We start from the raw sequence: 22,637 nt of genomic DNA on the forward strand, positions 1-22,637 counted from the left end.
ATCCACGACTAAGGGTCGCGGACCATAACAACCCCGATCCAGCCCCGCAATCCCGGGCCCAGATCAAGAACCCATCCACACCTTCTTGCCTATAAGCCCCAGGCGGCCCATTACTAGAGTGGATCCATGCAGACGGATACACGATGAGCGCGCGAGCCACAGCAGTCACCGCGTGGGAGGCACTCTTCCGCGCGCAGGTCTCCGTCATGCGGTATCTCGGCACCGACTTCCCCATCGACGACGTGACGCTCAACGAGTACGACGTGCTGTTCACGCTGTCGCGCAGGCCCGACCGTCGGCTGCGCCTGCGCGAACTGAACCGGGACATGCTGCTCACCCAGCCGAGCGTGAGCAGGCTCATCGACCGCCTGGTCGCCCGCAGCCTCGTCGTCAAGCTCGCGGACCCGGATGACGCACGCGGCGTCATCGTCGAACTCACCGACACGGGGTTCGAACTCTTCCGTCGCGCCGCGGTCGTGCACGTGCGATCCATCAACGAACGGGTGGGCAGCGCGCTCACCCAGGACGAGATGGAGACGCTCATCCAGCTGTGCGAGAAGCTCCGTTTCGCGGAGGTACCCGCTCACTGACCGAGGCGAGCCAGCCTGCGGCGGTAGCCGCGCATCCGGTGCCGCGAGCTCAGGATGAGCCACAGCGACTTCGGCATGCCGGGAAGGGCCGCCAAAACCCTGCTCCGTTCGGCCCGCATCACCTTGAGTGCCTGGCTGAACCGGCGCTGCCGCGGACACTCGGCGAGCGCCAGCATGTACAGCGTCGCCCGCGACGCCGACGGAATCACCAGGCGCCATCGCGCGTATCCCTCGGTGGGCAGCATCACGGGGCCCGCATCGACGTGAAGCGCGCTCAGCAGGAGACGCATCGGCTCAACCGCCCCGAGCGACTGCACGAGCTCGAGGAGCTCCTTGCGCTCGCGAGGAACCAGCACGCGTGCGAACTGCTCGATGTGGTACACCTCAAAGTTGTGCGCCCTCGGATTCCACGACTGCGGCCCGAGCCTGTCATGCACGGCCATCATCACCGTGCACAGTCGATCAAGCACCGCAACCTTGCTTCCGGCCAGAGTCATGCTCCTGCGCCGGGCCCACAAGATGGCGAAGACCCTCTTCGGATCTGTATAGAATCCCGGGAAGATCGTGTAGAGGGCAAGGTCCACCGCATACTGCGGATGCACGAGCATGAGCATCGCGGACGGCAGGACCGCGGCGCCGCTGTATCGCCTGGCCTGCACCCAGCCCGCTCTGTGCAGGAGCGCCAGCAGGTCTTCGATCGTGGCGACGTCCACGATGAGGGTGGCATAACGAGAAACGCGCGGCGAGATGAGCCCCTGCGCTGCGAACACAGGGCCGCCCGCAACGAGCACACGGATGGCGTGGTCAGAAGCGAGTTGGGACACTTGGGCAAGCACGCGATTCTTCTCGAACCGCGCCCGCCGAAGATCTTCCCCCTCCGGAAGATCCACAGCCATCGGGTAGTCTCCTTCCCTGCGCGTGAGCGTGGCTGTACTTTAGCGCGTCGGGCGACCGCCCGTGCTGGAGACCGCGCGCGCGGAGAGCGCGGCGCCCGCATCGGCCGCCGCCGCCGGGTCGTGGTCACGCACCCAACTCGCGAGGAACCCGGCGGAGAATGCATCGCCCGCGCCGGTCGGATCGATGATCTCCACGCTGTGCGCCTTCGCGTGCACCCGCTCGCCACCGCGGATCGCCACGAGCGCACCGGTTTCGCCGAGCGTCAGAGCGACGACCCCGAATCGCTCGCTGAGCGCGGCCGCGATCTCGTCTGGATCGTGCAGCCCGGTCAGTACCCTGCCCTCGTCGAGGTTGGGCAAGAACACGGACGTCCCGGCGATCACCTCGAGGAAGCGCTCAGGCCCGAAGTCGACGAGGAACCCCGCGGATCCGGGGTCAACCGAGACGCCGACTCCGCGGGTCGCGGATCGCTCGATGAGGCGACGGAACGCATCCGGATCGCGGCTGGCAAAGACGCTGTAGCCCGAGAAGTGCACGAACGCTGCCCGGTCGAGCAGGGCATCCGACACATCGTCCGGGCCGAGCTCGACGTTCGCACCGCGCTCGGTGAGCATGGAGCGACTCTGCCCATCGACGAGCACCACGATGGCCCCGGTGGGCAGCGTCGGATGTGCGGACAGATGAGGCGTGACGCCGTGCGCCTCGAGCGCGAGCGAGTGCCGCTCGACATCCCCCTCCCCCACGAGGCCGACGAAGTCGACCTCGGCGCCGGCGCTTCCGAGCCAGGACGCGGCGTTGGCCGCCGACCCACCCGGGCTGTGCCTGATCGAGGATGGGGTGTCGGTGTCCGGCCTGATCGGGCCGTTCGGGACGACGACGATGTCGTCGATGACATCGCCGAAGACGACGATGCGCGCGCCAGGCACTCAGCTGCCGTTCGTGAGCGAAGACCAGGCCTTTGCGATCTCCGCCGCGACCCGAACGTTGTTGCGGGCCAGGTCGAGATTGACCTCGAGACTGCGGCCGTCCGACGCGCCGACGATGTAATCGAGCAGGAACGGCGTGACAGCCTTGCCGTGCATCCCGGCCGCATCTGCTGCGGCGAGCGCCTCGAGGAGCACCCGGTCGTGCTCGGCCGGATCCCATTGCTGGTCCTTCGGGATGGGGTTGGCCACGACGATGCCCTGGCCGTGACCCAGCTCATCCTGCGCCTTCATGATCGCGGCCACCTCGGCGACGGAATCGACCGACCAGTCGAGGTCGAAGGCAGACTCGGTGAGCCAGAAGCTCGGGAAGATCCTGGTGCGGTATCCGACGACGGGAACGCTGAGGGTCTCGAGCCGCTCGAGCGTCGCGGAGATGTCGAGCACGGACTTGACCCCCGCGCTCACGACGGTGATCGGCGTGACGGCGAGCGTCGAGAGGTCGGCGGACTCGTCGAAGGTGCTGCTGGCCCCGCGGTGTACTCCGCCGAGGCCGCCGGTCGCGAAGACCCGCACGCCGACGAGCGCGGCGAGGTGAGCGGTTGCGGCGACCGTGGTTGCTCCGGATGCCCCTGCCGCAGCCAGGATCGGCAGGTCGCGAACACTCGCCTTGGCCAGCTCCTCCTCGGCGATGCGACGCACGCCATCGGCATCCAGCCCGACCTGCGGGACCCCGTCGAGCACCGCGACGGTCGCCGGCGTGACTCCGGCATCGAGCAGGATCTGCTCGAACTCCAGGGCCGCTTCGTGGTTTCTCGGACGCGGAAGCCCGTGCGAAATGATCGTCGATTCAAGGGCGACGACGGGGCGGTTCTGGGCGAGAGCTTCGGCAACGGGCGCGGAAACGACGATCGGCTGGTTCATGGTGTCTCATCGTATCTGCGCGCCGCTGAATGCCAGGCCTGCGACCCCGGAGTCACGGTCGGCTAAAAGTCTTGTTCGCCTCTGGCGATATCTGCGCGTATGCAGCCCCTCTGCGCCGAAATCGCAATTTAAACGGAGTAACTTTGCTCCCCTGCATATAAGAGTGCGCACCCTATCTTGTCTCGAGGACGAATGTCATCTACTACTTCCGCGCCCACCGTGCCCGTCACGACGGGCGCAACCGCGGTCATGTCCCACCGCCAGATCATGCTGGTCATCTTCGGTCTCATGGCCGGGATGTTCTTGTCTGCCCTGGACCAGACCGTCGTGGGCACGGCCATCCGAACCATCGGCGATGACCTGCACGGCCTCAGTCTCCAGGCCTGGGTCACCACGGCCTACCTCATCGTCGCGACGATCAGCACGCCGATCTACGGCAAACTGTCCGACATCTTCGGGCGTCGCCCGCTATTCGTCTTTGCGATCGGCATCTTCGTCATCGGCTCCGTCCTGTCGTCGTTCTCGACCTCGATGGTGGAGCTCGCCGGCTTCCGTGCCCTGCAGGGTCTTGGTGCTGGTGGCCTCATGTCGATGCCGCTCGCGATCATGGGTGACATGCTCGCTCCTCGGGAGCGCGCGAAGTACCAGGGGTACTTCCTCGCGGTGTTCGGTGTCTCGAGCGTGCTCGGTCCACTCATCGGCGGACTGTTCGCCGGCACGGACCAGATCCTCTGGATCTCCGGATGGCGCTGGGTCTTCCTGATCAACGTGCCGATCGGCATCATCGCGCTCGGCATGGTCTTCAAGTTCCTGCACCTGCCCAAGGTTCCGGGCACATCCGTGCGAATCGACTGGTGGGGTGCCACCGCGGTCATCGTCGGACTCGTGCCGCTGCTGCTCGTGGCCGAGAAGGGCCAGGACTGGGGCTGGACGAGCCCGGCCGCCATCCTCAGCTACATCGTCGGTGCGATCGGAATCCTCGCGTTCATCCTGATCGAGATCCGGATGAAGAGCGACGCGCTCATCCCGATCAAACTGTTCCACTCCCAGACCTTCTCGATGGCCACGATCATCGGCGTTCTCGTCGGGTTCGGCATGTTCGGCGCGATGATGACGCTTCCGCTGTACCTGCAGATCGTGCTCGGCTCCACGCCGACCGAGAGCGGCTTCCAGATGCTGCCGATGATTCTCGGCCTCATGATCGCCTCCATCGGCAGTGGTCTGCTGATCGCCCGCAATGGCAAGTACCGGATGTTCCCCATCCTCGGCACGGGGCTCATGGCCGCCGGCTTCCTGTACCTCAGTTTCCTGAAGTACGACTCGCCCTTCCTGTTCGTGGCCGGAGGGATGCTGCTCATCGGCCTCGGCCTCGGCCAGCTGATGCAGACGCTCACCATCGCGAGTCAGAACTCGGTGGGCCTGCGAGACATGGGCGTTGCGACGAGCGCGTCGACGTTCTTCCGGCAGATCGGTGGAACCCTGGGAACCGCCGTCATGCTGTCGCTCCTGTTCACGATCATGCCGCTGAACATCCAGACGTCGCTGTCGGATACGCCGACGCTGCGCAGCGCTCTGAACGCCGCGATGACGCCCACCGTGGCCACCGCACCTCAGAACAAGGCCATCATGGACCTCATCTACACGAAGATCGTGACGCCTCTGGAGGGCGGTGCGCAGCAGGCCGCGCACGCCGCGGGCGTGCAGGCTCTCGTTGCGCAGGGAGTGCCGCAGGCGGTCGCGGACACGAAGGTGCCCGGCCAGCCCCTCGACTTCTCGAACCCGAAGGTTCGCAGCCAGGTGCTCGACAAGGCGGTGCCGCAGATCGCCAAGCAGCTCGGCGACGCGAAGGGCGACTCCTCCGCCGGCGGCAGCAGCGCGATCAATGACACCTCGTTCCTCAAGGGTGCGGATGCCCGGCTCGCGAAGCCGTTCCTCACCGGCTTCACGCAGTCGACCATCCTGATCTACTGGCTCGCGTTCGGCGTCGTGCTGCTTGCCTTCGTGCTCGCGCTCTTCTTCAAGACGCCTGCGCTGCGGGCGAAGTCTGCGCTGCAGGAGGCCGCGGATGACGCGCATGCGGCGAAGAAGAAGGCCGAAGCGGAGGCGGATGCGGGCGAGGAGTCCCAGGACGAACTCACGCTGGTTCCGTAGCGCGCGGGTGATGCGGGTCACCGCGGTCGGCCAGCGGGCCGGTCGCGGCCCCGAGTCCCGGCGCCGGAGTGTTCGGTGGTTGGTGGTTAGTCTGGAGGGCATGAGTTCTGCACCGGAGACCACAATCCCGCGCCGCGCGCTACTCGCCGCGACTGCGGGAGGCGGGGTGCTCCTCCTCGCCGCCTGCAGCCAGTCGTCGTCGAAGGCCGCAGGCGCCTCACCGACTCAGGCACCGACTCCGGCGATCCCCTCTGTCACGAGCGTGAGTCCGGCATCCGGATCCCTGTCCGGGGGCACCGCGGTGACGGTCACCGGCAAGAACCTGCGCGCCGCAAGCACCATCGTGTTCGGCTCGGGGGAGCCCCTGGCGCTGACCGCCGTGAGCGACACGGAGGCGACCGTCACGTCGCCGATGTCGGTCGATTACGCCGCGGTCTCCGTGCCTCTTCAGCTCATCGGCCCGCGGGGCCAGCGGATCGACACCGCCCAGAACTACGAATTCGCCGCGGTGACGCCGGTCGACAAGCAGATGCTCTACGCGTTCACCTATTGGAAGAACTACAACACGGCGGAATGGGGTGTCTTCACCGGCAACGATTGCGGCAACTTCGTGAACCAGACGCTCGTGCAGCGCGGGTGGAAGCAATCCCGCGCGTGGTACAGCGACTACGCCACGACCGGAGGGTTCAGCCTGAGCTGGGTGCGCGGCACCCCGATGTTCGATTACCTCAGCTCGCGGCCGGACGTCACCCACTACTCCGTCGACCAGCGCGAGAAGGTGAAGGTGGGCGATGTCGTGATGTTCGACTGGGATCCGAAGAAGCGGGATGGCGTCGACCACACGATGGTGGTGTCGAAGGTGGAGAAGAACGTGGATGGCACGATCGCCATCAAACTTGTCGGCCACACGGTTGACGCGCAGTATCGCGACCTGGACACGGCCATCACCGCGGAGCACCCTGGCGGCACGGCCCACTTCTTCAGCATCGCTTCGTGAGCAGATGGCGTCCGCCCGAGACGACGCAAGCCCCACAATCGCGAGGATTGCGGGGCTTGAGCGTGGTGCGCCCGGAGGGATTTGAACCCCCGGCCTATTGATCCGTAGTCAATTGCTCTATCCGCTGAGCTACGGGCGCAACTGTCGGCGAAACCCAACCAGATGACTATACCAGCGGTTGGGAGTGCCGCGAATCGCATGCTTCAGCGCGAGCACACGACACCCGCCAAATTGCCGCGAACGGTTCCGCGTACGGCCGACCGCGAGTTAAGTGGATCACGCGGGAGCGAACGACCCGAGCATCCGATTCACGACAGGAAGGCGCACACCATGTCATTCATCACCGTCGGCCAGGAGAACACGACCGACATCGAGCTGTTCTACGAAGACCACGGCACCGGCCAGCCCGTTGTGCTCATTCACGGCTATCCGCTCGACGGTCGCTCCTGGGAGCGCCAGACCTCCGCTCTGCTCAGGGCAGGATATCGGGTCATCACCTACGATCGACGAGGCTTCGGGCAGTCCAGCCAGCCCACCGTCGGCTACGACTACGACACCTTCGCCGCGGACCTGAACACGGTACTGGAGACGCTCGACCTGCACGATGTCGTGCTCGTGGGTTTCTCGATGGGCACGGGCGAGGTCGCCCGCTACCTCGGCACCTACGGTTCCGCGCGCGTCGCGAAGGCCGCGTTCCTCGCCTCGCTCGAACCGTTCCTCCTCCAGACCGACGACAACCCGCAGGGATTGCCACACAGCGTGTTCCACGAGATGTTCGAGACGGCTGCCGCGGATCGCTTCGCCTGGTTCGACAGCTTCTTCGCGAACTTCTACAACACGGACGACACCCTCGGCACGCGCATCAGCGAGGCCGCCCTGCGCAGCAACTGGAACGTCGCCGCAGGGTCATCGTGGTTCGCGGATGCCGCAGTCGTGCCGACCTGGCACGAGGACTTCCGGGCGGACATCCGGAAGATCGACGTTCCCGCACTGATCGTCCACGGAACCGCAGACAACATCCTGCCGATCGACCTGACCGGTCGGCCATTCTCGAAGCTCCTGCCCGAGGCGGACTACGTCGAGATCGAGGGCGCCCCCCACGGACTGCTCTGGACCTACGCGAAAGAGGTCAACGAGGCGCTGCTCGCCTTCCTCACGAAGTAGCCCGGCCATTCAACGCGCGAGGGCAAGCGAGGTTGGTTGAGAAAAAATCACGGGCGGAGTCGGTGGGATTTGAACCCACGGAACCCAATAAAGGGTTCTCCACCTTAGCAGGGTGGTGCACTAGGCCGAACTATGCGACGACTCCCGGTAGTTCGTCAGCAATCATAGCGGAGCATTTCGGCATAGCCGATTCATTCCACCCCCGGACTGGGGAACGGCACCTCCTTGTTCGCCGTGGAGCGCGCCAGTAGTGTCAGAACTGTTGTTGGAACCGGAAGTTACCCGACCACCCCGGTGCGATCTGACAGACACTACTTACCCGAAGCGCAGGCACCCCTATGTCATTTTCCGATGTTGATCTAAGCACCGTCAGCATTATCGTCGTCGGCCTCGCGGCCGTGATCCTGATCGCCTCACTGGCCATCGCATCCCTCGTCACCCGCAAAGGTGAAGTCGGCAGACCCTAAGCGCCACCAGCACCCACGACCGCCGTGGGACGGGCGGTGACCTCCCGCGACCAGGGCAGCCTCTGCGCCAGGCCCATGCACGGCTTCTCCACGAGGTGCCACGATGCGAAGGCGAACACGGCGGTGATCGCCGTGACCATCACGACGTCGATGCCCCAGGCGAGCACGCCGAAATAGTGCACGATCGTCTGCTGCACGGGAAACGCCCACAGGTAGAGCCCGTACGACAGGTCGCCGAAGCGAGAGGCCCGGCGGATGACCGGGGTCGACTGCGAACCGAAAACCAGTAGGCAATACGGCAGCATGATCCACGCCAGGTACAGCGCGTACTGCGGAAGAATCGCCGCGACAATGAGCCAGAGAACGAGCAGCCCTGCGGCGACGTCGACGCGCAGTCGCGCCCTCGCGACCGTGAGCCGCACGATCGCGCCGCCCGCGAAGAACACCCACATCGCGGCGGCAGACTCGACCCGAGCGCCGAAGAACTGCAGCGGCAGGATCGTGGCGAGCACCACGGAGGCGAGCCCGAAGAGCAGCCAGGCCGTCACCCGCAGACGCGTGGACAGCAGGCCGAGAACGGGAACGACGAGATAGCAGGCGAACTCGGCCGGCAAGGTCCACAGCGAACCGTTGACGGTGACCGGATACGGGTTCGTGCCGAAGACCCCCGGCAGCACGTAGTCCGGAATCAGCACGGCGTTACGCAGATAGGAGTACGTCTCGCCGCTGCTGAAGTATGCCTGCGGTGACAGCACCGTCACGATGGGGCCGAGCACGAACGCGGCGGCCACCGACACCAGGGCGAGGCCGGGAATGATCCTCAGTACCCGGCTGGTGAGGTATCGCGGCAGGTGCGGCCGCCGTTCCCAACTGCCGGTGATGAGGTATCCGCTGATCACAAAGAACACGGCAACGCCGAGTTGGCTCACCGGGAGGCCGAGAACCACGGCCATGTTCTCGGGGTGCCCCCTCAGGTCGGTGGCATGGCCGAGGATGACCGCGACGGCCGCCGCGATGCGCAACGCATCGAAGTTGTTGTTGCGCCGTGCAACCTCGGTGAAGGTATCCACCGGAGCCTAGTTGTTCACCTTCGAGCAGGTGTAGTCCGCCGCGGACTGCCCGAGCACGCCCTGCAGAACGGGCGGGGCGGTCCCATCACCGGCTGCGGCAGCGTCCGTGGTCGGCTCCGCTGTCGCATCCGTCGTCGGAGCAGGGGCGTTCGGATCCTGCACGGACCCCCGCCCCGTCTTACCGGCCTCGAGCGAGAACGGCTCATCCGCCTTGATCTTCGCGAACAGCGCGTTCGCGAGGGACGTCGTCGGCTGAACCTTACCGGCGTACAGGCCCGTGCCACCGGTCGTGCCCGGGTACTGCACGAACATGATGCGGTCGAGCGGCAGCTTCTTGAGCACCTGCGCCATCGACACCATGGTGTTGATGTTCTTGAGGCCGGTGGAGAGGGTCATCGACTCCGAGGCGACCGTGGCGATCTTGAACAGCTTGCCGAAGTCGGTCAGCGTGCTGTCGCTCTTCACCGTGCGCACGAGGGAAGAAAGGAACACCTGCTGTGAGCTGATGCGCCCCAGATCGCTGCCGTCACCGACGCCGTGGCGACTGCGCAGGAACATGAGCGCGTCGTGGCCGGAGAGATTGTAGGTGCCGGCCTTGGGAAGCGTGAGCCCGGTGAAGTGGTCGTGGAACGGACCGTTCACACACACCGGAACACCGCCGACCGCGGTCGAGACGTTTATGACGCCCTCGAAGGTGATGAGTCCGGCGTACTGGATGTCGAGACCCGTGAGCTCATGCACCGTCAGCACGGTGCAGGGCAGCCCTCCATACGAGAGCGTGACATTGATCGGCTGGCCGGCCATGGCACCGTACTTGCCCTTGCCGTCCTCGCGGGGGCACGAGGGAATCGGCACGACCATGTCGCGGGGGATGCTCACCGCGACGGCATTGGTCTGGTCCTGTGAGACGTGCAGCAGGATGTTGACATCGTTGAGAACGCTGTCCGGCCCCTTTTCGCCGGTGCCGGCTCGGCTGTCGCTTCCGACGAGCAGGATGTTGAAGCCGCCCTCGTAGGAGCCGAGGGCGGGCGGTGGTCCCTCGGTCTCACCGACCAGCTTGACGGTCTTGATGCTGTTGTTGATCTGGGTGAAGGACACTCCGACGACGGCGACAGTGCTGACGAGCACGACAGCGACCGCGGCAGAGAACCACCCGAGCACGGTGAGAAACGGATTGGACTTCTTCAGACGACCGTGCCGCGCAGCGGTCGACGGCGCGGAGGACGCTCTTGATCGCGGACGGAGCTCACTCACGAGATACTCCTTTTCAATCCATAGTCATGACGCACGATAGTTACACGCGGAGGGCGTGGGATTCGAACCCACGAGACATTTCTGCCCACCAGTTTTCAAGACTGGCTCCATCGGCCGCTCGGACAGCCCTCCAGGAGACCCAAGGCACGATTGTAACCGAGTTGTTCGGCGACGCCGCGAGCGCCAGCGAGAAACCGTCGGATTCCGCCTCAGTTGTTCACCTTTGAGCAGGTGTAGTCGGCGGCGGACTGGCCGAGCACTCCATCGAGAACCTGCGAGGGAGCATCCGTCGCCGGCGCCTCCGTCGCGGAAGGAGCGGATGTGGTCGCCGCCCCCGTGGGCGACGTCGCAGCCGCGTCGACCGGCGCGTTCGGATCCTGCACGGACCCCCGCCCCGTCTTGCCGGCTTCGAGCGAGAACGGCTCATCCGCCTTGATCTTCGCGAACAACGCGTTCGCGAGAGACGTGATCGGCATGACCTTGCCCGCGAAGGCACCCGTGCCCCCCGTGGCACCCGGGTACTGCACGAACATGATGCGGTCGAGCGGCAGCTTCTTGAGCACCTGCGCCATCGACACCATCGTGTTCACGTTCTTGAGACTGCTCGAGAGGGTCATCGACTCCGACACGACGGTGGCGATGTTGAACATCTTGCCGAAGTCGGTCAGCGTGCTGTTGCTCTTCACCGTGCGCACGAGCGAGGAGAGGAACACCTGCTGTGAGCTGATGCGCCCGAGGTCGCTGCCGTCGCCGACACCGTGGCGACTGCGCAGGAACATGAGCGCCTGGTGACCCGACAGGTTGTATGTGCCGGCCTGGGGAAGCGTGAAGCCCGTGTAGTGGTCGTGGAACGGTCCATTGACACACACCGGAACCCCGCCGACCGCGGTCGAGACGGCTGTGACCCCGTCGAAGGTGATGAGTCCGGCGAACGGGATGTCGAGACCGGTCAGCTTGCTCACGGTGAGCACGGTGCAGGCCAGTCCGCCCGTGCCGAGCGAGGTGTTGATGGGCGTATTGGAACGCGCGGGGTAGCTGCCCTTGCCGTCTTCGCGCGGACACTGCGGAACGTCGACGATGAGATCCCGGGGGATGCTGACCGCGACGGCGTTGGTCTGGTCGTGCGAGACGTGCAGCAGGATGTTGACGTCATTCCTTGCGCCAGGAGGCCCCGCCTCGCCCTGGCCCTGGCGCGTGTCGCTGCCGACGAGCAGGATGTTGAATCCGCCCTCGTAGTCCCCGAGTGCGGGCGGCGGGCCCTGGGTCTCGCCGACCAGGCTCACGGTCTTGATGTTGCTGCTGATCTGGCCGATCGAGATGCCCGCGACGGCGATACCACTCACGAGCACCACGGCGAGTCCGGCGGAGAGATACTTCAACGCCGTGAGCACGGGACGCGAGCCCTTGACCCTGCCATGGCGCACTGCAGCGCGCACGCGGTACGGGCGTGGTCGCAGATCGCTCACGGGTGTCCTTCCTGGTTCCGGCATCCGATTATGGATGACCGCAGCCGTTAAAACGCTGCAAGAACCCTGGCGACCCCGTCTTCCAGGTCCGTTCCCGTGAACTCGTTCGCGACCGCCCGCACCTCGTCGGGGGCCTGCCCCATCGCGACGCCGCGACCCTCCGCGGATGCCCAGGCGAGCATGTCGATGTCGTTGCGTCCGTCGCCGACGACCATCACCCTCGAGCGCGGGACGCCCTGCCACTCGCGCACGCGCTCGAGCGCGGTCGCCTTGTTCACGCCATCCGGTGCGATGTCGAGCCAGGCCGTCCAGCCCACGTTGTAGGTGACCTTGTGCAGGCCCATCTTCTCGACGATATCGAGGAAGTCGTCGATGTCATGGCCGGGCGAGATCACGACAACGCGGGTCGCGTACAGGCCCAGCAGTTCGTCGAACTCGACCTTGACGCTCGTGGCGCCAAGGGTGTCATCCGGAAACTGCCCGGAGAAGTGGTAGAGACCGGTCTCGTCTTCGACCGCGTAGCTCGCGTCCGCGAGACTCGCCCGCACGGTGCGCAGCACCTCGGTCGGATCGAAGGAGTCGACGTGCACGCGCGAATATCCGGTCGGTGCGTCGGCATCGCGCTTGAGGGTGATCGCCCCGTTCGAGCAGACGACGTAGTCGGGGGTGATCGAGAGGCGATCCAGCACGGGCAGAGTCATCGCCACGGAGCGTCCCGTGGCGAGCATGACCTCGTTCCCCGCATCCACCGCGTGGTGTACGGCGTCGATCACGGTCTGCCTGATCTCGCCGTCCTCGAGCATGACCGTGCCATCGATGTCGAGCGCGATCAGCCAGCGGTCCGTGCCCGCGTTTGTGCCCTCAGCCATCAAGCAACCGGCTCCAGCATGTCGAGACCACCGAGATAGGGGCGCAGCGCGGTCGGCACGCGCACCGAGCCATCGGCCTGCTGGTGGGTCTCGAGAATTGCGACGAGCCAGCGCGTCGTCGCGAGTGTTCCGTTGAGGGTGGCGACGGGTGCGGTCTTGCCCGACTCGGTGCGATAGCGGATGTCGAGCCGCCTGGCCTGGTACGTCGTGCAATTGCTCGTGGAGGTGAGCTCGCGGTACGTGCCCTGCGTCGGCACCCACGCCTCGATGTCGAACTTGCGCGCGGCGCTCGAACCGAGGTCCCCCGCGGCGACGTCGATCACGCGGTAGCTGAGCTCGCAGGCCTGCAGCATCGACTCCTGGTAGGAGACGAGCCGCTCGTGCTCGGCCTCGGCATCCTCTGGCAGCACGTAGCTGAACATCTCAAGCTTGTTGAACTGGTGCACGCGCAGGATGCCGCGGGTGTCCTTGCCCGCGGAGCCGGCCTCGCGGCGGTAACAGGTCGACCATCCGGCGTAGCGCTGCGGCCCGGCGGAGAGGTCGAGGATCTCATCGGAATGGAACCCGGCCAGCGCCACCTCGCTCGTGCCGGTGAGGTAGAGCTCGTCGGTGGGCAGGTAGTAGATCTCGTCGGAGTGTTCACCGAGGAAGCCGGTGCCCGCCATGATCTCCGGGCGCACCAGGGTCGGCGTGATGAGCGGTTCGAAGCCCTCGGTGAGCGCCTTGTCGAGCGCGAGGTTCATGAGGGCGATCTCGAGACGCGCCCCGATGCCGCGGAGAAAGTAGAACCTGCTGCCAGACACCTTGACGCCGCGGGCCAGGTCGAGAGCGCGCAGGCCCTCGGCGAGCTCGACGTGATCCTTGGGTTCGAAGTCGAAGCTCGCCTTCGCACCGACCTCGCGCAGGGTGACGAAGTTCTCTTCTCCACCCGAGGGGACGCCGTCGACGATCGGGTTGGCGATGGCGCTGGCGAGCCTGGAGAACTCGGCCTCGGCATCCGTCGCCCCCTGGCTCAACTCCTTGACCCGGGCCGCGAGGGATTGTGCCTCGGCCAGGAGCCGCGTCTTCTCGTCGCCCTTCGCCGCAGCGACCTGCTTGCCCAGTGCCTTCTGGCTCGCCCGCAGGCTCTCGGACTCGGAGATCGCGGAGCGCCTCGTGACATCGGCCGCGAGCGCCTCGTCGACGAGAGACGCGGATGCCCCCCTCGCGATCTGGGATGCCCGCACCGCGTCGGGGTTGTCTCGAAGTAACTGCGGATCAATCACCGCACCAGTCTATTCGGCGGCGAATGCCGTACCGTTGGCTGGGTGACGACGTCCGAGCGGCGAGCCGCGATCGTGTACAACCCGATCAAGGTCGACATGAAGAAGCTGAAGAAGGTTGTCTCGCGCGCTGAGTCATCCGCTGGCTGGGGAAAGACGCACTGGTTCGAGACGAGCGAAGACGACTGGGGCCAGGGCGGCACCAGGAAGGCGCTCGCAGCCGGAGCCGACGTCGTGATCGCTGCCGGCGGTGACGGCACCGTACGCGCGGTCGCCGAGGCCCTGCGCGACAGCGGCGTTCCGATCGCCTTGCTCCCCTCAGGCACGGGCAACCTGCTCGCTCGCAACCTCGACCTGCCGCTGAACAGCGTCGAGCACTCGGTTCTCACGGCGTTCACCGGGGACGACCGGCGCATCGACCTCGGCCTCGCGGAGATCACGCGGCCGGATGGCACCGTCGAGGAGAACGTCTTCCTCGTGATGGCGGGGCTCGGCCTCGACGCAAAGATGATCGCCATGACAGACTCGAAACTCAAGAAGGCCGTCGGCTGGCTGGCCTACGTCGACGCGGGCGTGCGCGCCATCCCGAGCCTGAAGCCGATTCGCCTGCGCTACAGCGTCGACGACGGCACGGAGAAGCAGCTCAGCGTGCACACGATACTGATCGGCAACTGCGGCGCGCTGCCCGGCGGTATCCTGCTCATCCCGGACGCGAAACCGGATGACGGCCTGCTCGACATCGCAGCGCTGCGGCCCCAGGGAAGGTTCGGCTGGCTACGCGTCTGGAACAAGGTCACTTGGGAGAACGGCGTGCTGCGGAAGTCCGCGGTCGGGCGCAAGATCATCGACCTGTCGAAGGACGTCAAGGATGTCACCTACTTCCAGGCACGGTCGCTGCGCATCTCTGTGAGCGAACCGCAGGAGTTCCAGCTCGACGGCGACGAGTTCGGCGAGGCGCAGTCGGTGCGCACCTGGGTGGATGCGGGTGCGCTCACCGTGAAGGTTCCCTAAGGCGGGTCGAGTAGCGCGCTGGAGCTATGAGGAGCGCGGAGCGATCCCGCGACGCCAGCGCCGACTGAGCTGGGCCCACGCCGCCGGTTCCGAACGATGCGCCAGCATCGGGCGGCCGTGCCGGTGGGGAGCGAAGTCGGTTTGACGAAGGAGCAGCCGCATCGAGACCTTCCTGCACGTGACCCCGTGTGGGCCACTTCGACAGGCTCAGTACGGCGCTCGATACTCTCGTCCCTCGCTACTCGACCGGCCTTGAAGGAGCCTTCTCCCAGCGCACCGCCCGGAGGAAGAGGATACCGACGGCGGAGGCTAGTCCCACCAGGGCGAGTGGCGGGGCGACGAGCTGCCGGAACTGCCAGAACAGCACTTTCCAGGGAATCTCTCCCTCGACCCAACCGCCCTGAGGCTGGTTGACATCGGAAAACAGCGCCCATGCGGAGAGCAACAGGACTGCGGCAATCCATAGCAGGGCCTTTTCGTAGCGGTTCACGATCAGGTCCCACCCTGTCGTCGCGACGAGCGCCAGGCCGAAAAGAAGATCAGGCCGACGATCGTGATCAGGCCGACGGTAATGGCAGGCACCCCGAACACGTTGCCGAAGAGATACAGGATTTGCGCTGCAGAGCTCTGCGAAGGTCCTGTCGAATACCCTGCCAGCAATTGGAGGTAGCTCACAAAGAGGAGCACAGCCCCTCCCAGAAGAAGAATCACACCGACCACCCACAGGATGACGAGGTAAGGATTGATCCCGCGACGCTGAGCGAATTCCGGCGCAATCGCCTCCTCCTGCTGCGACTCGGCAGTGGCATCCGGTTCGCCGTCATCGGCATCCGGCTCATCGATGGAGACTGTCGGGATGGGAGCGGCCGGTATCACCGGTGCAACCGCCGGCGGCACGTAGCCGCGCTGGAAGGCGGGGTCGAATCGGGGATCGAAAGTGGGCTGCTCCGTCATCACTCGACTCCCGGCTCTCCCGAGATGAGCCCGCGCAGCCAGTCCCGCGCCTCGGTGAACACCTCGTCGCGATAGCGCTGATCGAACACGACAGTGGTGCGGTCGGCACGGGGATACGAGCCCAGGAAGGTCACGTTCGGACTGAACCTGCGCAGGCCGAGCAGGGCATCCGCCACCCGCTCCTCGAGGATGTGTCCGTCGAGGTCGATGACGAAGCGGTAGCGGCCGAGGTTGTCGCCGATCGGCCTCGACTCCAGCAGGCTCATGTTGATGCCGCGGGTGGCGAACTGCTCGAGCATGTCGAGCAGGCCGCCGGCGCGGTCATCCGGAAGTTCGGCGATGATGCTGGTCTTGTCCGCGCCCGTCGCCGGCGGCGTAGGAACGGTGTGGCTCACGAGCACGAAGCGGGTGACGGCGTGCGGGTTGTCGCCGATGTTCTCAGCCAGCACGACGAGATCGTGGTGCGCGGTGATGCCGGGCGGTGCGATGGCCGCGTCCGCCGGTGACGCTCCGAAGAGCGACGCGGCTGCCGCGACGTTCGAGCTCGCCGGGATGTGCCCGTGCTCCGGCAGGGTCGCGTCGAGCCAGAGGTGACACTGGGCGTAGGCGACCGGATGCGCGTTGATGACCTTCACGTCGGCCAGTGCCGTGCCCGGCCGCGCGACCAGAACGAAGTTCACCGGCACCAAGTATTCGCCGATGATGCGCAGATTCGGGATGTTCGCCAGGGCATCCTGGGTCGCGCTCACGCCGCCCTCGACCGAGTTCTCGATCGCGATCATCGCTGCAACGCTGCGCCCCGACACCACATCGTCGAGCGCCTCGCCCACGTTGTTGACCGAACGCCAGGTCTTGCCCGCGGCCTCCGGGACCTGAGCGAGCGCCGCCTCGGTAAAGGTGCCAGCGGGGCCCAGGTAGCTGTAGGTCTCCGCGGGGTTCGGCTCGTCTGGCATGTCCCAACTTTAGGCCACCGCCCCGTCCGTCCCGAAAGCTCCGCCCTCCCGCCCTCCCTCCCCCCTCCCAAATGAAGGCATTTCATCCGCGACGGTCTCCGTTGCCTGCAAAACCGCTCCCAACATCCGAAATGCCTTCATTTGGGAGGGGAGACGGGTGAAAGACTGGAGCGATGAATGATCGCGCAGGAAAACCAGCCCAGGCTTCCGACCTCGTCGACATCGAGGCGCTGCTTCACGCCTACTACGAGCTCACGCCCGACGTGCGCATTCCGGAACAGAAGGTCGTCTTCGGCACTTCCGGCCACCGCGGCTCATCGCTCGACCGCGCCTTCAACGAGACACACATCGCCGCCATCACCCAGGCCATCGTCGAGTACCGCGCGAGCCAGGGCATCACCGGCCCGCTCTTCATCGGGCGCGACACCCACGCGCTCTCCCAGCCCGCCGAGACCACCGCGCTCGAAGTGCTCACGGGCAACAAGGTGCGGATGCTCGTGGACGAGTTCGGCGACTTCGTTCCGACCCCGGCGCTCAGCCACGCGATCCTGAAATACAACGCGGCCGGGGTTTCGACAGGCTCAACCAGCGGTGGGCAGGCCGACGGCATCATCATCACGCCGAGCCACAACCCGCCCCGCGACGGCGGCTTCAAGTACAACCCTCCTCACGGAGGCCCGGCCGACAGCGATGCAACCTCCTGGATCGCGAACCGCGCCAACGAGATCATCGCGGGTGGCAACCGGGACGTGCTGCGGGCGCAGCCGAGTGCGGTCGAGACCTACGACTTCCGCGGCAACTATGTGGATGACCTGGCCGACATCATCGACGTCGCCGCGATCAAGAAGGCCGGCGTGCACATCGGTGCGGATCCGCTCGGTGGGGCAAGCGTGCACTACTGGGAACTCATCGCCGAGCGCTACGGGCTCGACCTCACCGTGGTGAACCCGCTGGTGGATCCGCAGTGGGGGTTCATGACCCTCGACTGGGACGGGAAGATCCGCATGGACCCGTCTTCGCCGTCGGCCATGGTCTCCGTCCTGACGCACCAGCACGACTACGACCTGCTCACCGGCAATGACGCGGATGCTGACAGGCACGGCATCGTCACGCCGGACGGCGGCCTGCTGAACCCCAACCACTACCTCGCCGTGGCCATCCAGTATCTCTATACCCACAGGCCGCAGTGGCGAGCGGATGCCGCGGTCGGCAAGACGCTCGTCTCCAGCAGCATGATCGACCGGGTCGCAGTCTCGCTCGGCCGACGCCTCTGGGAGGTGCCGGTCGGCTTCAAGTGGTTCGTCCCCGGGCTCATCGACGGCTCGGTCGCGTTCGGCGGCGAGGAGAGCGCCGGAGCCAGCTTCCTGCGCAAGGACGGCACGGTCTGGACGACCGACAAAGACGGCATCCTGCTCGCCCTGCTCGCGAGCGAGATCCTCGCTGTCACGGGCAAGACGCCGTCGCAGCTCTACGCAGAACTGGTCGCCGAGTTCGGCGATCCCGCCTACCAGCGAGTGGATGCCCCGGCCAGCAAGGCGCAGAAGGCAGCCCTCGGCAAGCTCAACGGCTCCGCGATCACCGCGACCGAGCTCGCGGGTGAACCGATCACCGCAAAGCTCAGCGAGGCACCGGGCAATGGCGCCGCGGTCGGCGGCGTGAAGGTCGTCGCGGACCACGCCTGGTTCGCCGCGCGACCGAGCGGCACCGAGGACGTGTACAAGATCTACGCGGAGTCCTTCCTCGGCGCAGAGCACCTCGCGCGAGTGCAGGCGGAGGCAAAAACCATCGTGGACGAGGCCCTCGGCGCCTGAAATAGTTTCCGGATTGATGTAGTCCCGCTGCACACGGGCCGCTTCTTCGGCTAGTGTGTCGTGCTGTGGGAGCGCTCCTTGTGCTCCCGTTATTGATTTTCCACTTCGTCGTCGCGAGCACGCGGCTCCGAGCCGGATCTACGCAAGGAGCGGTACAAGGGTGACCACACTGACTGAGGGCAGCGCACTCGCCTCCCCGCGCACGGCCGGCACCGAGCGCGACTTCCCCAAGGATTTCTTGTTCGGCGTCGCGACAGCCGCCTACCAGATCGAAGGCGCAGCCCACGAAGACGGCCGCACGGATTCGATCTGGGACGCCTTCTGCCGCATCCCCGGAGCGGTCGTGGGTCGCGAGAACGGCGATGTGGCCTGCGACCACTACCACCGCTACGCAGAAGACGTCGAGACCATAGCGAACATGGGACTCCAGACCTATCGCTTCTCCACGTCCTGGTCGCGCGTGCGACCGGATGGCGGCCCGGCCAACCAGAAGGGGCTCGACTTCTACTCGAAGCTCGTCGACGAGCTCCTCGCCAAAGGCATCAAGCCGTGGCTGACCCTCTATCACTGGGACCTGCCCCAGGCGCTCGAGGAGAAGGGCGGCTGGGCTAACCGCGACACCGCATCCCGCTTCGTCGAGTACGCCCTTGACGTGCACGATCGTCTCGGCGATCGAGTCGACGCCTGGACCACACTCAACGAACCGTGGTGCGCATCGTTCCTCGGCTACACGGGCGGCGAGCACGCCCCCGGCCGCCAGGACCCGGAGGCAGGCCTCGCCGCGGCGCACCACCTGCTGCTCGCGCACGGCCAGACAATCACCGAGTTGCGCTCGAGAAACTCCTCGCTCGAACTCGGCATCACTCTCAACCTCACGGTGGCCGACCCGGTCGACCCGAATGACGAGGGTGACGTGGATGCGGCCAGGCGCATCGACGGACAGTTCAACCGGGTCTTCACCGACCCGATCTTCCGCGGCACCTATCCCGAGGACCTGCTCGAGGATGTCGCACAGTACGGCTTCGAGAAATACATCAGGCCAGGCGACCTGGAGACGATCTCCGCACCCATCGACGTGCTCGGCGTGAACTACTACCACGGCGAGGCGGTGAGCGTGCACCCGGTCGAGCATCAGACCTCGACCGCGGCGCCGAGCGAGCGCCCGAAGCGCTCGCCGTTCCCCGCGGCAGAGGGCATCTACTGGCACCCGCGCGGCCTGCCCATGACGGCGATGGACTGGGAGGTCCAGCCGGAGGGACTCACCCGGCTGCTTCGCCGCATCCACGACGATTACACCGGCGACACCGTGAAGCTCTACGTCACGGAGAATGGCGCGGCATACAACGATATAGTCGAATCCGACGGACGGGTGCACGACGCCGACCGCACGGAATTCCTGAAGCTGCATCTCGATGCGATCCTCGATGCGATCGATGAGGGCATCCAGGTCAAGGGATACTTCTATTGGTCACTGATGGACAACTTCGAGTGGGCGTGGGGCTATGACAAGCGCTTCGGACTGCTGCACGTGGATTACAAGACACAGCAGAGAACTCCCAAGGACAGCGCCATCGAGTATGAGCGCATCATCGCGGCCAGGAAGCTCTGACCGGCACGCTTTCGAAGCGGAGCCCACAGTCCCATGACCACCGTGAAGCAGACAGGGCGGCGTTCCGCCCCCACGCTCGAAGAGGTCGCGGCGGCAGCCGGGGTCTCACGGTCGACCGTGTCGCGCGTGGTGAACGGGTCGAGCCAGGTCAGTGAGGATGTCCTGGCCGCCGTGCAGGACGCCATTGAACTCCTGAACTACGTGCCCAATCGCGCGGCCAGGTCGCTCGCGAACAGCCAGACCATGGCGATCGCACTCGTCGTTCCGGAAGACACCTCCCGCTTCTTCGGCGATCCATACTTCTCCGCGGTCGTGCAGGGCATCGCGAATGGCCTCGAAGACAGCGACTACGTGCTCAACCTGCAGCTGGCACACCCATCGCGCCCGTCCCCCAAGACGACACGCTATCTTCTGGGCGGAAACGTGGACGGCGCGTTCGTCATCTCCCACCACGTCGGTGACGACTTCCTCACCACGCTCAGCGCCACCCTCCCGGTTGTCTTCGGCGGTCGTCCGCTCGACCCCACGGCGACCCAGAGCTACTACGTCGACGTGGACAATGTCACTGCTGCCACCGTCGGGGTCCAGCGGCTCATCGACCTCAACCGGACGCGCATCGGCATGATCGCCGGCCCGACGGACATGCCAGCTGGGATCGACCGCACCACGGGTTGGAAGAAGGCACTCGCGGATGCCGGGTTGCCCGCCGATCGAATCGCCAACGGTGACTTCTCGCTCATGAGCGGAGCGCGCGCGATGCGGGAACTGCTGGAAGCATATCCGGATACCGACGGCGTCTTCGTCGCGAGTGACCTGATGGCCGCCGGAGCGCTCGGAGTGCTCGCCGAGCGCCGCATTGCCGTCCCTGCGGATATCGCTGTCGTCGGCTTCGATGACAGCCCCGCAGCCGTAGCCGGCCCGATCCAGCTCACGACCGTGCACCAGCCGTCGTACGAGATGGGCGAAAAGATGGCCGAGGTGATGCTCGGTCTGCTGCGAGGCGAGAACGTCGACCGGGTCCACCTGCTGGAGACCAGGCTCGTCATCCGCGACTCCGCCTGAGCGCGCGGTCGTTGTGTCACCGTCGCGGGACACGCGCAATGGGGGCAGGCCAAGGCTGTTCCAAACGCGATGCTCTGGCTAACCTCTATTAAACGACGACGACGCGTGACCGAGGAGAACGACCACCAACATGCCAAGACTATTTCGAGCGGGCGGCAAGTCACGCGCGAACCCCGGATCCATCGACGCGACAGGATCGGTGGTCGATTCCGCCGTGACATTCGAAATGGTGGCTGAGCGTGCTGGAGTCTCGCGGTCCACCGTGGCGCAGGTGCTCGATGCCTCTGGAGACGTTCCGGCCGATCTCGTTGACCGTGTCATCTCCGCGGCTGCGGACCTCGGCTACGCTCCCCAACACGGAAGCAGCGGATCGGGTCGCCGCAGCCATTCCATCGCTCTCCTCATCCCGGAGACCACGGGCAAATTCTTCGCCGACCCCTACTTCGCCTCCATCATCCAGGGCGCCGCGGCATTTCTCGACGACACGGACTACGTGCTGAACCTCCTGGTCGGCTCGCCCACCGAATCCGACAAGATCCTGCGCCACCTCCACAGCGAGCACGTGGACGGCGTACTGGTGATCTCGCACCGTTCCGACGACAGTTCATATCTGAAGCTCGGCGAGTCGGTACCCGTGGTCTTCGCCGGTCGTCCAACCGGGATCGAGAGTGACGACGCGTACTACGTCGACATCGACAACGTGGGCGCGGCGGCCGCGGCCACAAGGCACCTTATCGAACGCGGTCACACCCGTGTCGCCACGATCGCCGGGCCGCAGAACATGGTGACGAGCGCCGATCGTGTCGCAGGCTGGGAGGCTGCGCTGGCCGCGGCTGGCCTCGAGCCCGGGCCGATCGAGTCCGCCGACTTCAGCCCGGTGGGCGGGGTGTATGCGATGCGCCGCCTGCTGAAGCACGAGCAGCCCTTTGACGGAATCTTCATCGCGTCGTCGCAGATGGCATCGGGAGCCCTCACCGTGCTCCGCGACGCCGGACTGAGCGTTCCTGGCGACGTCGGAATCACGACGGTCGACAACGACCAGTTCGCGATCAACGCCGAGCCTCCGCTGACCACAATGGAGCAACCGACAGGCCTGCACGGTGCGAAGATCGCCGAAATGCTCCTCGACATCATCGAAGGCAGGCCGGTGGACAAGCACGCCATGATCGCTACGACACTCGTGGTGCGGGACTCGGCCTAGCC

Annotated in this window: 21 protein-coding genes and 3 tRNA genes; 10 read left to right on the forward strand and 14 right to left on the reverse strand. The window is 65.8% G+C overall.

Annotated elements, in window-relative coordinates; all coding sequences use genetic code 11:
* Window positions 1–143 precede the first annotated feature (143 nt).
* Window positions 144–590 (forward strand): MarR family winged helix-turn-helix transcriptional regulator, encoded by a 447-nt coding sequence (locus tag ABUA28_RS08290; RefSeq protein WP_349903575.1) that lies wholly within the window; start codon window positions 144–146, stop codon window positions 588–590.
* Here ABUA28_RS08290 and ABUA28_RS08295 read toward each other — a convergent pair.
* From ABUA28_RS08295 to ABUA28_RS08305, 3 genes are read right to left on the reverse strand one after another with little or no spacing between them, the layout of a single operon-like run.
* Window positions 584–1,486 (reverse strand): hypothetical protein, encoded by a 903-nt coding sequence (locus ABUA28_RS08295; protein ID WP_349903576.1) that lies wholly within the window; start codon window positions 1,484–1,486, stop codon window positions 584–586. The two genes, ABUA28_RS08290 and ABUA28_RS08295, sit on opposite strands and share 7 nt — an antisense overlap.
* 39 nt (window positions 1,487–1,525) lie before the next feature.
* Window positions 1,526–2,413 (reverse strand): carbohydrate kinase family protein, encoded by an 888-nt coding sequence (locus ABUA28_RS08300; protein ID WP_349903577.1) that lies wholly within the window; start codon window positions 2,411–2,413, stop codon window positions 1,526–1,528.
* Window positions 2,414–3,334 (reverse strand): pseudouridine-5'-phosphate glycosidase, encoded by a 921-nt coding sequence (locus ABUA28_RS08305; protein ID WP_349903578.1) that lies wholly within the window; start codon window positions 3,332–3,334, stop codon window positions 2,414–2,416. It abuts the gene before it with no gap.
* Between the two features lie 192 nt (window positions 3,335–3,526).
* Here ABUA28_RS08305 and ABUA28_RS08310 point away from each other — a divergent pair, with 192 nt between their 5' ends.
* Together ABUA28_RS08310 and ABUA28_RS08315 are read left to right on the forward strand one after the other, a co-directional pair.
* The gene (locus tag ABUA28_RS08310) at window positions 3,527–5,485 is read left to right on the forward strand and encodes an MDR family MFS transporter (RefSeq protein WP_349903579.1); all 1,959 of its coding nucleotides are present in this window, start codon (window positions 3,527–3,529) and stop codon (window positions 5,483–5,485) included.
* Between the two features lie 100 nt (window positions 5,486–5,585).
* Window positions 5,586–6,482 carry an amidase domain-containing protein gene (locus ABUA28_RS08315; RefSeq protein WP_349903580.1) on the forward strand — a complete coding sequence of 299 codons (897 nt, stop codon included), beginning with the start codon at window positions 5,586–5,588 and terminating at the stop codon, window positions 6,480–6,482.
* A gap of 63 nt (window positions 6,483–6,545) precedes the next feature.
* Here the strand turns inward: ABUA28_RS08315 and ABUA28_RS08320 are convergent.
* A tRNA-Arg gene (locus ABUA28_RS08320) sits at window positions 6,546–6,621 on the reverse strand.
* 191 nt (window positions 6,622–6,812) lie between these two features.
* Between ABUA28_RS08320 and ABUA28_RS08325 the strand changes: the two genes are divergently transcribed.
* On the forward strand, window positions 6,813–7,646 hold the full coding sequence (locus ABUA28_RS08325) for an alpha/beta fold hydrolase (RefSeq protein ID WP_349903581.1): 834 nt from the start codon (window positions 6,813–6,815) through the stop codon (window positions 7,644–7,646).
* 54 nt (window positions 7,647–7,700) lie between these two features.
* Here ABUA28_RS08325 and ABUA28_RS08330 read toward each other — a convergent pair.
* A tRNA-Ser gene (locus ABUA28_RS08330) sits at window positions 7,701–7,791 on the reverse strand.
* Window positions 7,792–7,984: 193 nt separating this feature from the next.
* Here ABUA28_RS08330 and ABUA28_RS08335 point away from each other — a divergent pair.
* Window positions 7,985–8,113 carry a hypothetical protein gene (locus ABUA28_RS08335; RefSeq protein WP_349903582.1) on the forward strand — a complete coding sequence of 43 codons (129 nt, stop codon included), beginning with the start codon at window positions 7,985–7,987 and terminating at the stop codon, window positions 8,111–8,113.
* Here the strand turns inward: ABUA28_RS08335 and ABUA28_RS08340 are convergent.
* The 6 genes from ABUA28_RS08340 to serS form a co-directional block, all read right to left on the reverse strand.
* Window positions 8,110–9,183, reverse strand: coding sequence for an acyltransferase family protein (locus tag ABUA28_RS08340; protein ID WP_349903583.1), 1,074 nt, complete (start codon window positions 9,181–9,183; stop codon window positions 8,110–8,112). The genes ABUA28_RS08335 and ABUA28_RS08340 overlap by 4 nt on opposite strands.
* A 6-nt stretch (window positions 9,184–9,189) precedes the next feature.
* On the reverse strand, window positions 9,190–10,437 hold the full coding sequence (locus tag ABUA28_RS08345) for an LCP family protein (RefSeq protein WP_349903584.1): 1,248 nt from the start codon (window positions 10,435–10,437) through the stop codon (window positions 9,190–9,192).
* A gap of 47 nt (window positions 10,438–10,484) precedes the next feature.
* Window positions 10,485–10,569, reverse strand: a tRNA-Ser gene (locus ABUA28_RS08350).
* Between the two features lie 77 nt (window positions 10,570–10,646).
* Complete coding sequence (locus ABUA28_RS08355) at window positions 10,647–11,903, reverse strand: LCP family protein (RefSeq protein ID WP_349903585.1); 1,257 nt, start codon at window positions 11,901–11,903, stop codon at window positions 10,647–10,649.
* Between the two features lie 47 nt (window positions 11,904–11,950).
* Entirely contained in the window at window positions 11,951–12,772 is an 822-nt protein-coding gene (locus tag ABUA28_RS08360; protein ID WP_349903586.1) for an HAD family hydrolase, read from the reverse strand.
* Entirely contained in the window at window positions 12,772–14,037 is a 1,266-nt protein-coding gene (gene serS, locus ABUA28_RS08365) for a serine--tRNA ligase (protein WP_349903587.1), read from the reverse strand. The genes ABUA28_RS08360 and serS overlap by 1 nt, the downstream gene beginning before the upstream one ends.
* 42 nt (window positions 14,038–14,079) lie before the next feature.
* Between serS and ABUA28_RS08370 the strand changes: the two genes are divergently transcribed.
* A complete protein-coding gene (locus ABUA28_RS08370; RefSeq protein ID WP_349903588.1) occupies window positions 14,080–15,045 on the forward strand; it encodes a diacylglycerol/lipid kinase family protein in 966 nt (321 codons plus the stop codon).
* A 238-nt stretch (window positions 15,046–15,283) separates the two neighbouring features.
* Here the strand turns inward: ABUA28_RS08370 and ABUA28_RS08375 are convergent, their stop codons facing one another.
* The 3 genes from ABUA28_RS08375 to pheA are packed head-to-tail and all read right to left on the reverse strand — an operon-like array spanning window position 15,284 to window position 16,952.
* Window positions 15,284–15,535, reverse strand: coding sequence for a hypothetical protein (locus tag ABUA28_RS08375; protein ID WP_349903589.1), 252 nt, complete (start codon window positions 15,533–15,535; stop codon window positions 15,284–15,286).
* Between the two features lie 2 nt (window positions 15,536–15,537).
* Entirely contained in the window at window positions 15,538–15,999 is a 462-nt protein-coding gene (locus ABUA28_RS08380; protein ID WP_349903590.1) for a hypothetical protein, read from the reverse strand.
* Entirely contained in the window at window positions 15,999–16,952 is a 954-nt protein-coding gene (gene pheA / locus ABUA28_RS08385; protein WP_349903591.1) for a prephenate dehydratase, read from the reverse strand. Before pheA ends, ABUA28_RS08380 begins: the two co-directional genes overlap by 1 nt.
* A gap of 173 nt (window positions 16,953–17,125) precedes the next feature.
* Here pheA and pgm point away from each other — a divergent pair, with 173 nt between their 5' ends.
* From pgm to ABUA28_RS08405, 4 genes are all read left to right on the forward strand, one after another.
* Window positions 17,126–18,763, forward strand: a complete 1,638-nt coding sequence (gene pgm, locus ABUA28_RS08390) for a phosphoglucomutase (alpha-D-glucose-1,6-bisphosphate-dependent) (RefSeq protein ID WP_349903592.1) — start codon at window positions 17,126–17,128, stop codon at window positions 18,761–18,763.
* A gap of 160 nt (window positions 18,764–18,923) precedes the next feature.
* Entirely contained in the window at window positions 18,924–20,372 is a 1,449-nt protein-coding gene (locus ABUA28_RS08395; RefSeq protein WP_407075432.1) for a GH1 family beta-glucosidase, read from the forward strand.
* A gap of 33 nt (window positions 20,373–20,405) precedes the next feature.
* Complete coding sequence (locus ABUA28_RS08400) at window positions 20,406–21,434, forward strand: LacI family DNA-binding transcriptional regulator (RefSeq protein WP_349903593.1); 1,029 nt, start codon at window positions 20,406–20,408, stop codon at window positions 21,432–21,434.
* 130 nt (window positions 21,435–21,564) lie between these two features.
* Complete coding sequence (locus tag ABUA28_RS08405; RefSeq protein WP_349903594.1) at window positions 21,565–22,635, forward strand: LacI family DNA-binding transcriptional regulator; 1,071 nt, start codon at window positions 21,565–21,567, stop codon at window positions 22,633–22,635.
* The last annotated feature ends 2 nt before the right edge of the window (window positions 22,636–22,637 follow it).

This window comes from Parafrigoribacterium humi, from assembly GCF_040227205.1.
Classification (GTDB): Bacteria; Actinomycetota; Actinomycetes; order Actinomycetales; family Microbacteriaceae; genus Parafrigoribacterium_A; species Parafrigoribacterium_A humi.